Source organism: Cytobacillus sp. GQ23 (genome assembly GCF_059758675.1).
Genome location: NZ_JCAXER010000013.1, coordinates 24,128 through 37,706, shown reverse-complemented (window position 1 = coordinate 37,706; position 13,579 = coordinate 24,128). Strand labels below are relative to the sequence as shown.

Annotated in this window: 14 protein-coding genes; 5 read left to right on the top strand and 9 right to left on the bottom strand. The window is 43.1% G+C overall.

The features are described 5' to 3' along the window. Positions 1-9: 9 nt before the first annotated feature. The 4 genes from AC6CHU_RS12355 to gatC form a co-directional block, all read right to left on the bottom strand. Positions 10-570: a thioredoxin family protein gene (locus AC6CHU_RS12355; RefSeq protein WP_498121898.1), complete on the bottom strand. Its 561-nt coding sequence runs from the start codon at positions 568-570 to the stop codon at positions 10-12. 167 nt (positions 571-737) lie between these two features. After that, the gene (gene gatB / locus AC6CHU_RS12350; protein WP_159870707.1) at positions 738-2,165 is read right to left on the bottom strand and encodes an Asp-tRNA(Asn)/Glu-tRNA(Gln) amidotransferase subunit GatB; all 1,428 of its coding nucleotides are present in this window, start codon (positions 2,163-2,165) and stop codon (positions 738-740) included. A 12-nt stretch (positions 2,166-2,177) separates the two neighbouring features. Then, positions 2,178-3,635, bottom strand: a complete 1,458-nt coding sequence (gatA, locus tag AC6CHU_RS12345) for an Asp-tRNA(Asn)/Glu-tRNA(Gln) amidotransferase subunit GatA (RefSeq protein WP_498121895.1) — start codon at positions 3,633-3,635, stop codon at positions 2,178-2,180. A 12-nt stretch (positions 3,636-3,647) separates the two neighbouring features. Beyond that, positions 3,648-3,938: an Asp-tRNA(Asn)/Glu-tRNA(Gln) amidotransferase subunit GatC gene (gatC, locus tag AC6CHU_RS12340; RefSeq protein ID WP_498121893.1), complete on the bottom strand. Its 291-nt coding sequence runs from the start codon at positions 3,936-3,938 to the stop codon at positions 3,648-3,650. A 221-nt stretch (positions 3,939-4,159) separates the two neighbouring features. On the opposite strand from gatC, the gene AC6CHU_RS12335 reads away from it, so the two are divergent. After that, on the top strand, positions 4,160-4,516 hold the full coding sequence (locus AC6CHU_RS12335; RefSeq protein WP_498121891.1) for a cupin domain-containing protein: 357 nt from the start codon (positions 4,160-4,162) through the stop codon (positions 4,514-4,516). A 162-nt stretch (positions 4,517-4,678) separates the two neighbouring features. On the opposite strand, the gene AC6CHU_RS12330 is transcribed toward AC6CHU_RS12335, so the two are convergent. Beyond that, complete coding sequence (locus tag AC6CHU_RS12330; protein WP_498121889.1) at positions 4,679-5,113, bottom strand: YueI family protein; 435 nt, start codon at positions 5,111-5,113, stop codon at positions 4,679-4,681. A 205-nt stretch (positions 5,114-5,318) separates the two neighbouring features. Then, positions 5,319-6,608 (bottom strand): isocitrate lyase, encoded by a 1,290-nt coding sequence (gene aceA / locus AC6CHU_RS12325; protein ID WP_498121886.1) that lies wholly within the window; start codon positions 6,606-6,608, stop codon positions 5,319-5,321. 362 nt (positions 6,609-6,970) lie between these two features. On the opposite strand from aceA, the gene AC6CHU_RS12320 reads away from it, so the two are divergent. The 4 genes from AC6CHU_RS12320 to putP all read left to right on the top strand — a co-directional run bounded on the left by AC6CHU_RS12320 (position 6,971) and on the right by putP (position 9,661). Next, positions 6,971-7,141, top strand: coding sequence for a hypothetical protein (locus AC6CHU_RS12320; RefSeq protein WP_498121884.1), 171 nt, complete (start codon positions 6,971-6,973; stop codon positions 7,139-7,141). A gap of 7 nt (positions 7,142-7,148) precedes the next feature. Continuing rightward, on the top strand, positions 7,149-7,526 hold the full coding sequence (locus AC6CHU_RS12315) for a hypothetical protein (protein WP_498121882.1): 378 nt from the start codon (positions 7,149-7,151) through the stop codon (positions 7,524-7,526). Further along, a complete protein-coding gene (locus AC6CHU_RS12310) occupies positions 7,527-7,757 on the top strand; it encodes an STAS domain-containing protein (protein WP_498121966.1) in 231 nt (76 codons plus the stop codon). 434 nt (positions 7,758-8,191) lie between these two features. Then, a complete protein-coding gene (putP, locus tag AC6CHU_RS12305) occupies positions 8,192-9,661 on the top strand; it encodes a sodium/proline symporter PutP (RefSeq protein WP_498121879.1) in 1,470 nt (489 codons plus the stop codon). A 95-nt stretch (positions 9,662-9,756) separates the two neighbouring features. Here the strand turns inward: putP and AC6CHU_RS12300 are convergent, their stop codons facing one another. The 3 genes from AC6CHU_RS12300 to AC6CHU_RS12290 all read right to left on the bottom strand — a co-directional run bounded on the left by AC6CHU_RS12300 (position 9,757) and on the right by AC6CHU_RS12290 (position 13,573). Further along, positions 9,757-10,308 carry a cysteine hydrolase family protein gene (locus tag AC6CHU_RS12300; protein WP_498121877.1) on the bottom strand — a complete coding sequence of 184 codons (552 nt, stop codon included), beginning with the start codon at positions 10,306-10,308 and terminating at the stop codon, positions 9,757-9,759. A gap of 116 nt (positions 10,309-10,424) precedes the next feature. After that, a complete protein-coding gene (gene pruA, locus AC6CHU_RS12295) occupies positions 10,425-11,972 on the bottom strand; it encodes an L-glutamate gamma-semialdehyde dehydrogenase (RefSeq protein WP_498121876.1) in 1,548 nt (515 codons plus the stop codon). Positions 11,973-12,403: 431 nt separating this feature from the next. Further along, positions 12,404-13,573: a CamS family sex pheromone protein gene (locus AC6CHU_RS12290; protein WP_498121874.1), complete on the bottom strand. Its 1,170-nt coding sequence runs from the start codon at positions 13,571-13,573 to the stop codon at positions 12,404-12,406. Between the last annotated feature and the right edge of the window lie 6 nt (positions 13,574-13,579).

Here is a 13,579-nt window from a genome sequence, read left to right as displayed (position 1 = left end):
CTTTCGACTTTATTTTCCAGAAATTAGAGCATCTATTATACTATCAGCCACCGTATGCCAGATCTTAGAATCCTCCTGATAGGAAGCAGTTAATCTTCTGTACATGCTCATCTGCTTGTCCTTAAATTCTTCATCATCCTGTGCAGGAAGCTTGCTTCTTTCACTATCCACCAATTCCTGAATCTGTTTGGCCCGAGGTCCCCAAACAGCTTTTTCATTCCCTTCTTTATCTATAAAGATATAAATCGGTATCGCTCTGGATGTTCCATTAGTCAAATACTGGTCCATCAGCTCAAGATTCTGATCCCTTAAAATAAAACGGACTTCCATACCGGCTTCCTCTGCGATTTTTAATAGGATCGGATTATTAAGCATGGCGTCACCGCACCAATCCTCAGTCAGTGCAATTACTTTCAAGCCGGCATTCTTAAGGTCTGCCAATCTTGTTTTTTCCTCATCAGATAAAGAAAAACGATTGTATATTTTATTCATCTCTTCTTTGTTAACTTTCATTGCTTCTATATAATTCTGCGGACTTAGACCCTTCTCAAACCATTCCATTAATTTCATAGTACTCACTCCCTAATTTCGATTTCTTTAGTGTATATTCTTTTCGATCCGCTTTCATTCCTGCATTTGCTGTAGCACTTTGTAAAACTCTATCTTTTCCTGGGAAATAGGCTTTGCTTTTTTGTCGGAATATAGGAAAAGCTGATGGATTCCCATCAGCTCACCTTTTATCTTTTTTGTATTTCCTGCTGCAATAATTTGTTAACAAGCGGCGGGTTGGCCTGTCCTTTTGTAGCTTTCATGATTTGGCCGACAAGGAAGCCGATTGCTTTTTGCTTTCCATTCTTGAAATCCTCGATTGATTGCGGATTCGCATCAAGTGTTTCTCCGATAATCTTAAGAAGGGCACCTTCATCCGAAATTTGGACCAGGCCTTTTTCTTTTACGATTGTTTCCGGATCTCCGCCATTTTCAACCAGTTCTTTGAAGACTGTTTTAGCAATTTTGGAAGAGATAGTTCCATTTTCGATCAGCTTAATCATTCCGGCAAGTCCCTCAGGTGTCAAAGCAATATCAGTTAGCTCTTTTTGTTCAGCATTTAAATAAGCTGACAATTCACCCATTACCCAGTTGGAAGCCTGCTTGGCGTCTGCTCCTTTATTGACAGCTGCCTCAAAGAAATCAGAAGTTTCTTTTGTCACTGTCAGGACAGCTGCATCATAGGCCGGCAGCCCAAGTTCTTCAATATAGCGGTTCTTTCTCTGGTCCGGAAGCTCAGGGATCTCTGCACGAATGCGCTCTTTCCACTCTTCATCAATGTGGATATCAAGTAAGTCAGGTTCAGGGAAATAACGATAATCATCCGAACCTTCTTTTACCCTCATTAGAATCGTTTTATTGGTAGCTTCATCATAGCGCAATGTTTCCTGCTGGATTGTTCCGCCAGAACTAAGAATCTCTTCCTGTCTCTTCTCCTCGTATTCCAGTCCTTTTCGGACAAAGTTAAACGAGTTCAGATTCTTTAGCTCAGTCTTTGTGCCAAATTCCTCCTGGCCGACAGGACGAAGGGAAATATTCGCATCACAGCGAAGTGAACCTTCTTCCATTTTACAGTCAGATACACCAGTATATTGGATGATGGACTTTAGCTTCTCCAAATAGGCATAAGCTTCATTTGGCGTACGGATATCCGGCTCAGAAACGATCTCGATCAGAGGAGTACCCTGGCGATTATAGTCTACAAGGGAATATCCTTTAGCATGAGACAGCTTGCCAGCATCTTCTTCAAGATGAATCCGCGTAATGCCGATTTTTTTCTTATAGCCGTCAACCTCAATCTCAATCCAGCCATGCTCGCCAATAGGCTTATCAAATTGAGAAATCTGGTAGGCTTTTGGGTTATCCGGGTAAAAATAATTCTTCCGGTCAAATTTTGTAACTGGTGCAATTTCACAATTCAGTGCCATCGCAGCTTTCATTCCGAATTCAACTGCCTTTTTATTAATGACAGGAAGCACTCCAGGGTAGCCGAGATCCACGACCGTCGTGTTGGAGTTAGGCTCTGCCCCAAAGTGGTTTGGGCTTGCTGAGAATATTTTTGAATCCGTTTTTAGTTCAACGTGTACTTCAAGTCCTATAACCGTTTCGTATTTCATGTATTTCCCCCCTTACAGTCCCGGTTTTTGCTTATGAAATTCTGTAGCCTGCTCAAAAGCATGCGCTACGCGGTAAACAGTACTTTCATCAAAATGCTTTCCGATAATCTGCAGGCCAAGCGGCAGTCCATCCGCAAATCCGCAAGGTACGCTGATTCCGGGCACGCCGGCAAGATTTACTGGAATCGTCAGGATATCATTCGCGTACATAGTCAGCGGATCAGACGTATTTTCACCAATCTTAAAGGCAGGAGTTGGCGCTGTCGGCCCAATAATGACATCATACTTTTCAAAAACTTTTTCAAAGTCCTGTTTAATCAGTGTACGCACCTTTTGAGCCTTTTTATAGTAAGCATCATAATAGCCAGAGCTTAAGGCAAACGTTCCAAGCATAATGCGGCGTTTAACCTCATCCCCAAAGCCTTCTGCACGGGTTTTTTTGTATAAATCGATTAAACTCTCAGGATCTGCAGTTCTATAGCCATAGCGTACGCCATCAAAGCGGGCCAGGTTGGCTGATGCCTCGGAGGAGGACAGCAGATAATACGTTGCAAGAGCATACTTGGAGTGCGGCAGGGAAACTTCCTCCCATGTTGCCCCCAGTTTTTCTAATACCTTCAGGGCATCCAGCACGGACTGGCGCACATCTTCATCTATACCTTCAGCCAAGTATTCTTTTGGTACGGCGATTCTCAACCCTTTAACATCGCCAGTTAAGCTTTCAGCATAGCTTGGAACGTCTACATTTGCTGAAGTAGAATCCATTGGGTCCACACCCGAAATAGCCTGAAGAAGATATGCGTTATCTTCAACTGTGCGGGTAATTGGCCCAATCTGGTCTAAAGATGAGGCAAATGCAATCAGTCCGAAACGGGATACTCTGCCATATGTAGGCTTTAACCCGACAACTCCGCAATAAGAAGCAGGCTGTCTGATCGAGCCGCCTGTATCTGAACCAAGAGAAAATAAAACCTCTCTTGCTGCAACAGAGGCAGCAGAGCCGCCGGAAGACCCTCCGGGAACTCTTTCAAGATTCCAGGGATTTCGGGTTACCTGAAATCCTGAGTTTTCATTGGATGATCCCATTGCAAATTCATCCATATTCAGTTTACCGATCGTAATGGTTTCAGCATTATGTAATTTGGAAGCAACCGTTGCATCATAAATTGGATCAAAGTTTTCAAGGATTTTACTCGCACTGGTGGTGCGCAGCCCTTTCGTTACAATGTTGTCCTTTACACCGATTGGCATACCGAACAAAAGGCCTTTCGCCTCGTCCGTTCCAATTTTTCCATCCATTTTCTTTGCTGTTTCGCGGGCTCTCTCTTCATCCAGTGTCAAGAAAGCTTTTACCTGGTCTTCAACCTCACTGATTCGCTTGTACGATTCACTGACAAGATCGGTAACCGTGATCTCTTTTTTATGTAAAAGCTGATGAAGCTCAGCTACCTTATGATCAAATAAACTCACCATTTTCCCTCCCTACTCAATGATAGACGGCACTTTTATATAGCCATCCTGATGTTCCGGCGCATTTTTCAAAACTTCTTCCTGTGGAAGCCCTTTATTCGCCTTATCTTCTCTCAGTACATTTTTCATATCAAGAACATGGGATGTTGGTTCAACATGCTCTGTGTCAAGCTCATTCAAAAGCTCCGCAAATGAAATCATCTTGTCCAGCTGTTCGGTATAAGCTTTAGCTTCCTCCTCAGTCATCGCAAGTCGCGCTAAGTGTGCAACATGCTTAACCTGATCGATTGAAATTCTCGACATTACTGCCACCTCCAAAAATTGAATACTGTCAATGCACAATTATTATGATCATACCAAAATTTCGTGCGTTAAAGCAACACGTGAGAATGGGCTGGTACAGCAATCTTCTGCTATTTTACCATGAGTTAAATGAGTTGTGTGTTTGCATCTCTTTTTAGAGGATAAATGAAAGGCGATACCGAATATCTGGGGATCCGATCATAAGTACAGGAGGGGCGATTATGGAATTTTTCCGATTTGATTTGGATGTCAGCAGGGAAATTGCGCAATTCAGCAGCTACAATACCAGCATCAGTCCGATTATCAGAAACAAAACAGCTACTGTTGGGTGCATCTACCTTAAGGATAATAGTGTTTTAGGCATGCACCCGGCAGCTTGTCCACAGCTATTTCTCATCGTTGACGGCGAAGGATGGGTCAAAACTGCTGGAGGTGAGCAGATTGCAGTCCAAAAAGGCACCGCTGTTTACTGGTCTGAAGGCGAGGAACACGAATCAGGCTCTTACCTTGGAATGACAGCCATTGTGATTGAAGGTCCTGATTTGGATCCGCAACTGTACCTGAAACCCTTGGAATAGGCTTTTGCCAGGAAGTGCTGAAGTTTGGCCGGTATTTTATTGCGTTCGGCCGGTAAATCCTGCATCTCGGCGGTATTTTATTCAATTTGGCCGGTAAACTCCGAATTTAGGGCGGTATTACGTTGCCTTCACCTAAAAAACAGAGCAGCGTGGCAGCGCTGCTCATTTACGTTTGAATAGTTTTGCAAATAGGCCGCCTTTTTTCGACTTTTCCGCCTCTGCTTTAACCGTTTTTCTCTCCACAAATATTTCCGGTTTATCAATTGCATAGTCATAGGCAAGAACGAGCCCTATTTCCGAATTATGTTCTTTGTTGGTGACAATTGTATATTCTACTTTATTGGCAGAAGCCAGTTTTATATATTTTGATAAATAGGAGTAGCTCATATTCCCATTCAAATAAAGATGAGCTTTGCGGTTGGCTTTAATAGCTTCTTCCACCTGAGGATAGATTCCATCTTCCCTCATCTGCGGCTGCTTTAGGGCAATGACTACCCTCTCCCGAAGCGAGCCAAGAAACTTGCGGCGCTCATCAGGCTTGGTTTGTTTCTGTCCATGAATCCCCTGTTGAAGATAATCATCTATATTTTCAGCCAATTGTATATCCTCCATCCTTATATGACCTCATTGTTTTATTGTATTCACTATTATGCCCTATTTCAAATTTCGCCTATATAATATGTATGTTTTTGCAGGAGGTACTGTGCTTGCCTGTTAACCAAAAAAATACCTCCCTTCCATAGAAGAGAGGTTCAAAATAGGAGAATATACAGGTAAAAAATCAAGTTACATTCGGTTAAAACTAAGCTTCCTGCTTTTCAGTAAACTGTTCTTCTTCAGTGGATCCCTTTAAAGCTGTTGTCGAGGAAGTGCCTCCAGTAATGACCATTGAAACCTGGTCAAAATAGCCGGTGCCCACTTCACGCTGATGTCTTGTCGCCGTGTATCCATGTGCTTCGCTGGCAAACTCAGCCTGCTGCAGTTCAGAATACGCAGCCATTCCGCGGTCTTTGTAGCCGCGTGCCAATTCAAACATGCTGTGATTCAGCGCATGGAATCCTGCCAATGTAACGAACTGGAACTTGTAGCCCATTTTGCCGAGCTCCACCTGGAATTTTGCAATCGTTTCGTCATCCAGCTTTTTCTTCCAATTGAATGAAGGTGAGCAGTTATACGCTAACAGCTTGCCTGGGAATTTTTCATGGATTGCTTCAGCAAAACGTCTCGCTTCATCAAGGTCCGGCTCAGATGTTTCACACCATACCAGGTCGGCATAAGGAGCATACGCCAGCCCTCGTGCGATCGCTTGGTCGAGTCCTGCCTTTGTCCGGAAGAATCCTTCAGGAGTGCGTTCCCCTGTAACGAAAGGTGCATCATACGGATCCACATCGCTTGTAATCAGGTCAGCCGCGTTAGCATCAGTCCGGGCGACAATAACAGTCGGCACTCCCATAACATCCGCCGCCAGCCTTGCAGATATTAAATTCTTAACAGCGGTCTGGGTTGGAAGCAATACCTTACCGCCAAGATGTCCACATTTCTTCTCAGACGAAAGCTGATCTTCAAAATGTACTCCGCCGGCACCCGATTCAATCATGCCTTTCATAAGCTCAAATACATTAAGCTGGCCGCCGAACCCTGCTTCAGCATCTGCTACAATTGGAGCAAACCAGTCAATGGAATGATCCCCTTCCATATGATGAATCTGATCAGCTCGCTGAAGGGCCTGATTAATCCTTTTTACAACACTTGGTACACTGTTGGCCGGATACAAGCTTTGGTCCGGATACATATTTCCGGACAGGTTGGCATCAGCAGCAACCTGCCAGCCGCTTAAGTAAATGGCCTTTAGCCCGGCCTTAATCTGCTGGACTGCCTGATTTCCCGTTAACGCCCCTAATGCATTAACGAAATTCTCTTCATTGACAAGCTTCCACAGCTTCTCTGCACCACGGCGTGCTAATGTATGTTCAATATCAATTGACCCTCTTAATTTAATGACATCCTCGGCAGTATACGGCCTTTCTACCCCACTCCAGCGTTCATCCATTTCCCAGCTTTCCTGCAATTGACGCACTCTTTCATCTGACATTTGATTAAATCCTCCTTTTGATTTTCAAAAATGATTTTCAGCAAGAACCCGGATGCACTACAATTCTGTATCATAACAGTTTTTTAGAATTAATCTGTTATGATATAACTCTATGTTGTTATAAAACAATTAATTATCTATGTTTTGTATTATATAACAGTTATTTTAGAATGTGAAGCCCTTATTTTTAAAAAACTCTAAATTTACAGAATGTTGTAACCCGTTTTTATTCAATTTCATTCCCTGTGCTATGATATAGAGTGTTGGTTATATTTTTAGATATCAATTTGATACATGAAGGAGAAATTTATGGAAGATAGAAATCGCTCTTTATATATTATCTTGTGGAACAAGCACCTGAAATGACGAAGGAGTGGAGAAGCTTTCAAGGTGCAAAGGCAGGATCTGACTACTCTTCCGATGCCCCTCCTGAAAGGGCAAAGAAAGTGGATGAGCAAAATACAAAGTATTTTAGAATTGCAGCAAAATCTCTGCTTCAGACAGAAGAGGAAATGAAGGAAACGATTTGCTAATTGGACAATGCAGACTTCCGCTGATCGGGTTAAATCCAGAACTTCTCTTGTCGACGTTCAGAGAAACCTTTCGATATTCCGAAAAGTTTATTGGATGCATATAAAACGTTACGCTGAAACTGCCGAATTGGATATTAAGGCAGAGGATATTTTTCATTGGCAGGAAATTATTGATTATACGCTGGATTATGTAATGGAAACCTTCACTGAAAACTTTATGGATATATTGCTGAACCGGTTAACCGCACAATCTATATTAATAAAAGAACTCAGTACGCCGGTTATGCCGCTTTCCCCAGAAGTTGGGCTGCTGCCGCTCGTGGGAGATATTGATACAGAACGGGCCAAATCTATTATGGAATCGACTCTTCAGCAGAGTGTATAGCTGGGGATTAGTCATTTAATCATTGACCTGTCAGGGGTCATCATGGTTGATACCATGGTTGCTTACCAAATCTTCCAGGTAATCGGCTCACTAAAACTTATTGGTGTTCAATCAACCCTGCTCGGCATTCGTCCTGAAGTTGCTCAGACAGCCATCCAGCTTGGAATAGACTTTACGGACATTAGCACTGAAAATTCTCTAGTAAAAGTACTTAATAAAATCAATATTTAATCCTTGAAGGACCTGCCGGGTCTTTTTTTATTTATCACAAGTACCCCCTGCCAGCCAACTTAATTTTATAAATTTAGATGAATAGATATGTTGATATAGTAGATATAGCAGAAAATTAATGCGAAATAACGTATTTTTATACAATTGTATCTTTATAGCTTTTTAGATTTTTTGTTCCTGCATCTTAACTATGTTATGATAATAAACGTCTTTTCAAAGTGGATTTATCCCCAAACGATCTTATCTCCAAACAAAAAACTGTATGTTACTGTATAAAGGGATCTATTGCGCGGGTATTTAATAGGGGAACTAACAGGAGGTGAACATATGGATTTTACTATGGCAACGTGGCTTTGGCTTCTGATTCCAATGCCATTATTGATCGTACTATCAGGCATATCTCTATTTACAGAAAAGGGAGAGGGTAAATAAACATGGATATAAATATTCCAACGTTAACATCAATCATAATCTATCTGGCAGGAATGCTTCTGATTGGTATACTTGCGGCCAGAATGACTAAAGATTTATCTGATTATGTATTAGGCGGCCGCGGGCTGGGGCCGGGTGTCGCAGCTTTGAGTGCAGGGGCATCCGATATGAGTGGATGGCTTATGCTCGGTTTGCCTGGTGCCGTATATTTAGGCGGTATGGGGGAAATTTGGCTTCCAATCGGATTGTCTGTCGGGGCATATCTAAATTGGCAGTTTGTGGCCAAACCACTGCGGGTTTACACGGAAGTAGCCAATGATTCTATTACAGTACCCGGATATTTTGAGAACCGGTTCCACGATACTTCCAAAATACTGCGGGTTGTTTCTGCAGTCGTTATTTTGGTCTTTTTCACTTTCTATACATCGTCCAGTCTCGTCGGTGGTGCCATCCTGTTAGAAAACTCATTTGGGATGGATTACACACTCGCACTTTGGGTCGGAGCTGCTGTAATTTTGTCATACACATTGTTTGGAGGGTTCCTTGCAGCCAGCTGGACAGATTTCATTCAAGGAATTTTAATGTTCCTCGCTATGATTATTATACCGGTTGTTGCCATTCAGGAGCTTGGCGGATGGAATGAGACTATGCAGACAATCGGTGCTATGGATCTTTCCTATTTAGATGTATATTCCGGTGCCACTTTTGTTGGAGTAGCTTCATTATTAGCATGGGGATTAGGTTATTTTGGACAGCCGCATATCCTTGTTCGTTTTATGGGATTAAGATCTACCAATGATGTTCCAAAAGCACGTTTTATCGGTATGACCTGGATGATTATTTCCTTGTTTGGAGCTTTGTTTGTAGGCTTTGCCGGAATCGCCTATTTCGCGGATGCACCGCTTGCGAATTCTGAAACAGTATTTATCATGTTTTCACAAGTACTCTTTAATCCATGGGTAGCCGGATTTTTATTAGCAGCCATTCTCTCAGCAATCATGAGCACAGTTGACTCTCAATTGCTCGTTTCTTCAAGTGCACTGGCGCAGGATTTCTATAAATCCATCTTCAGAAGAAATGCTTCCCAAAAGGAAGAAATGATTGTTGGCAGAATTGCTGTATTGAGCATTGCCATTATCGCTATCTTCTTAGGGTATAACCCCGAAAGCAAGGTATTGGAGCTTGTCAGTTATGCATGGGCCGGATTTGGTGCAGCCTTCGGGCCGGTTATCATTCTGAGCCTGTTCTGGAAACGCATGACGCGAAATGGTGCCCTTGCCGGCATTATTGTTGGTGCCGTAACAGTAATTGTTTGGGCACAGCTAACCGGCGGACTGTTTGATTTGTATGAATTGGCGCCCGGATTCCTTTTTGCAGGTCTAGCGATCATCATCGTCAGCCTTCTCGATAAGGCACCTTCAAAAGAAGTCCAGGAGCAGTACAATCAATATAAGTCTGTCCTTAAAAAATAATGGCAGAAACCCTCTTCCTATGTGAAGAGGGTTTTTTGTATGTAAGCTGTTTCAGTTACACCCTTCTGCTTGGCAATGCCAGTGGCCAATAGCAATTACATTACATCTGCTCCCAGCGTATTTGCAAAATGCCGTAAGGCCCACTCATGGCCCTCCTGGTCAAATGATGCAACTGCATCTTTATGAATCACTATTTTAAAACCTCTATTATAAGCATCCACTGCCGTATGAAGCACGCAAATGTCGGTACATACACCGACCAGGTGCACTTCCTCTACACCGCGCTCCCTCAATTTTATCTCTAGATCCGTTCCTGCAAATGCGGAGTATCTTGTTTTGTCCATGAAATAAACATGCTCAGCTTCCTTGTTTGTTTCATAAACCTGCTGCAATGTGCCGTAAAGATTTCTTCCCTCCGTGTTCCTGATATTATGCGGTGGAAATAATTTCGTTTCTGGGTGATGGAGGTTTCCTTTATCATGCACATCAATGGCAAAAACAGTGAAGTGTCCGTTTGCGATAAACGCTTGTGTTAGCTCTGAGATTTTCTTTTCCAGCACTTGGCCAGGCTTACCGCATGTCAAGGCACCGTCTTTAGCTACAAAATCATTTGTGTAATCGATATTGATCAAAGCTTTGTTTGGCATTTTTTGCATCACTCCAATCTATTGGCTTATTTTCATCATATACCCCAAAGTCCTGAATATCCAATAAAAAAGGAACAGCAACCAAGTTGCTGTTCCCTTCTCCAATCGGAGGTTTATTAGTACATTTCAGAAGTAGTCTTCGCCTGCATGTGCAGAAGAATGTAGTCAGGGCCGCCCGCTTTGGAGTCTGTTCCTGACATGTTGAATCCGCCGAATGGCTGGTATCCAACAATCGCACCTGTACAGCCGCGGTTGAAGTATAGGTTTCCAACATGGAAATCTTCGCGCGCTTTTTGGATGTGCTCACGGTTCTGCGTGATCACAGCTCCAGTTAGGCCGTACTCTGTGTTATTAGCGATTTCAAGCGCATGGTCGAAATCTTTTGCTTTTGTAAAACCAACGACTGGCCCAAAGATTTCTTCCTGCATAAGGCGTGCATCAGGGGCAAGATCCGCGAATACAGTCGGCTTGATGAAGAAGCCTTTGGAGCTGTCTCCTTCTCCGCCTGTCATCAGCTTGCCTTCTTCTTTACCGATTTCAATGTAGCTCATGATCTTATCAAATGCGCTCTGGTCAATCACTGGACCCATGTAATTGCTCTGGTCTTCCGGATTGCCCTGCGTTAATTCGTTCGTCAATTCCACCACACGGTTCAGAACCTGATCGTATACATCCTCTACTACAACAGCACGTGAACATGCGGAGCACTTCTGGCCTGAGAAGCCGAAGGCAGATGCCACGATTGAAGTCGCTGCCAGTTCAAGGTCAGCTTCTTTGTCGACAACGATTGTGTCCTTGCCGCCCATTTCCGCAATTACACGCTTCAGCCAGATTTGGCCTTCGTTTAATTTAGAAGCGCGCTCGTTGATGCGAAGACCAACGTCACGTGAACCTGTGAAGGAGATGAAGCGAGTGTCTTTATGGTCAACCAGGTAGTCGCCCACTTCTGCACCGCTTCCAGGCACGAAGTTTAGAACGCCCTTCGGAAGTCCTGCTTCTTCCATCACTTCTACGAATTTCGCAGCCACAACCGGTGTAGTCGAAGCTGGTTTTAATAGAACTGTGTTTCCGGCCACGATTGCGGCAACAGTTGTGCCAGCCATGATCGCAAGCGGGAAGTTCCAAGGAGAGATGATGATGCCCACTCCCAATGGAATGTAGTCATAACGGTTATATTCGTTTGGACGGCTGTTGACTGGAACACCGTCTTTAATTTTTAAGATTTGGCGTGCATAGTACTCAAGGAAGTCAATCGCTTCCGCAGTATCAGCATCTGCCTCATTCCAAGGCTTTCCTGCTTCCTTTGTTAAAAGGGCAGAAAACTCATGCTTGCGGCGGCGGATAATCGCAGCAGCTTTGAATAACACATCCGCACGTGTTTCCGGCTTCACTTTTCTCCATGTTTTGAACGCTTCCACAGCAGCCTGCATTGCTTTTTCCGCAAGCTCGCGGTTTGCCTTTGAAACACGGCCAACTACTTCTTCTTTATTAGAAGGATTGATGGATACAATTTTATCTTCAGTAGAAATCCGGTCTCCGCCAATTAAAAGATCATAATCCTGGCCTAAATAGCTTTCTACAGTTTGTAAACCCTTTAAATATGCTTCACGATTTTCTTCTTCTTTAAAATTCGTGAATGGTTCATGCTTATAAGGTTGTACCATTTTTACCGCCTCCTGAGTGTACAAATATGAAACGTCGGATAGTAACATAAACATGCTGGAGCACGGTCTGCTACTCTCTTAAAACGTTTTCATCCAAACACTATATTAACATGAAAATAACATTATCTTCAAACATTCTCCGCGGATGTTATATATTAACATTTAAATGACAGAGTTGCCGTTTCACTTAGAAGGATAAGGAGTTGAAGCTCTATCGGGCAAGTTTGGATAAAACTGTTATATATAATTTTTTTGCTGTATTTGGCAAAATTGGGTGACGCTCATTTTTCTTGAGCTTCTTTCTTTTTGGGCGTCACGAATAATCTTGGCGCGCACACCCCCTTCCTTTTCCACCCTCACGACAAATCCAGCTCCATCAAAACGCAAAAAACCCAGAAGGTGCATCTCATGCACTTCTGGGCATCATAGTTTTAATTATAGATATGGACAAATGGTTCACTTTGGTCTGCTTTCCGGACTACAAGTGCTTCCGGGCCGTTGACCGATGAGATATTTACCTGGACTGAGATGTATTCAGGGAAGTGTTTGACTACAAGCCCTGTCACATATTGTGTAAATCCAATACCTTCTGCTTTCCCATAGAACTGGATTGGGATATCAATATTGATTTCCTGCAGCTGATCCTGGGCATAAAAAGCTTTTCCAATAACTCCATTGAAGTTAGGGAAGTATGTTTCCACATCCTGCTTGAAGTTAAGAAAAGCTGTTAAATCATCACGATGGTTTTTTTCAGCGGTGTTTGAAGGGAAAAGGACATATTTCTCATTGATATCTTCCCATCCTCCCAGCTTCGTGCTTCCTTTGTCTGCTGTCGCGTATGCAAAGAAGCTTCCCGGCACAACCGATGTTCTTGATTGCTGTTCAAACAAAGCAATAGTTACCGGCACATCCTTCAGGCCTTTGATTTGCCGTACTCTCTGAAGGATTTCCTCGGCCATCTTTTTGCCTTCCTGTTCAATAACAGACCGTTTAATGTCCGTTTCAAAAGTCGCGCCATATTGTTCTTTCTGATAATAATGAACAGAGTTCATGGCAAGGCCGATCACAACTCCGCCAAGTCCCACTTTTCCATCGTCGTTCTTCAGCAGATAGTTGTGCTCAAGTATATGTGCCAGGTATATTGGGCTTTTTTCGTTATTTTTTTCAATATCTCCGCCATCTGCAATCATTGGATTTAAGCCAATATTGTCTTCGGCTTTCATGTCTCGTTCCTTCAGCTGATCGTCAGTGAATTTGCGGTTCAGCCAGGCCTGGACTGTGCTTCTTTCTAGATACTGCCCTTCCTGGAATAAATATTTATCCGGATCAAACGTGTTCTGTGCGACTCGCATTAGTCCGGTCTCAAATTCATTAATGTCATATTTAGTGCTTATATTATTAACCACAAGGCCTCTGGACTCACTTGGTTCAAATGGCAGCAGCGTTCGATAATACTTTTCAGAAATTTTATAGTTCGGAATGATTGCCTTATCCTTTTCGTTCTTGTCTTCCTGAACGACTTCCTCCTGCTTATTAAAATTAGGCGCACAGCCAGCGAGCAGAAGGGTTAGGGATAAAGCAAGCATTATGAGATTTTTCACGGAGCT

Bases quoted from the DNA above. Each gene is read 5' to 3' on its own strand.
- AC6CHU_RS12355 (WP_498121898.1), bottom strand. From the start codon at position 570: ATGAAATTAATGGAATGGTTTGAGAAGGGTCTAAGTCCGCAGAATTAT.
- gatB (WP_159870707.1), bottom strand. From the start codon at position 2,165: ATGAAATACGAAACGGTTATAGGACTTGAAGTACACGTTGAACTAAAA.
- gatC (WP_498121893.1), bottom strand. From the start codon at position 3,938: ATGTCGAGAATTTCAATCGATCAGGTTAAGCATGTTGCACACTTAGCG.
- AC6CHU_RS12335 (WP_498121891.1), top strand. From the start codon at position 4,160: ATGGAATTTTTCCGATTTGATTTGGATGTCAGCAGGGAAATTGCGCAA.
- aceA (WP_498121886.1), bottom strand. From the start codon at position 6,608: ATGTCAGATGAAAGAGTGCGTCAATTGCAGGAAAGCTGGGAAATGGAT.
- AC6CHU_RS12320 (WP_498121884.1), top strand. From the start codon at position 6,971: ATGACGAAGGAGTGGAGAAGCTTTCAAGGTGCAAAGGCAGGATCTGAC.
- AC6CHU_RS12315 (WP_498121882.1), top strand. From the start codon at position 7,149: ATGCAGACTTCCGCTGATCGGGTTAAATCCAGAACTTCTCTTGTCGAC.
- putP (WP_498121879.1), top strand. From the start codon at position 8,192: ATGGATATAAATATTCCAACGTTAACATCAATCATAATCTATCTGGCA.
- AC6CHU_RS12300 (WP_498121877.1), bottom strand. From the start codon at position 10,308: ATGCCAAACAAAGCTTTGATCAATATCGATTACACAAATGATTTTGTA.
- pruA (WP_498121876.1), bottom strand. From the start codon at position 11,972: ATGGTACAACCTTATAAGCATGAACCATTCACGAATTTTAAAGAAGAA.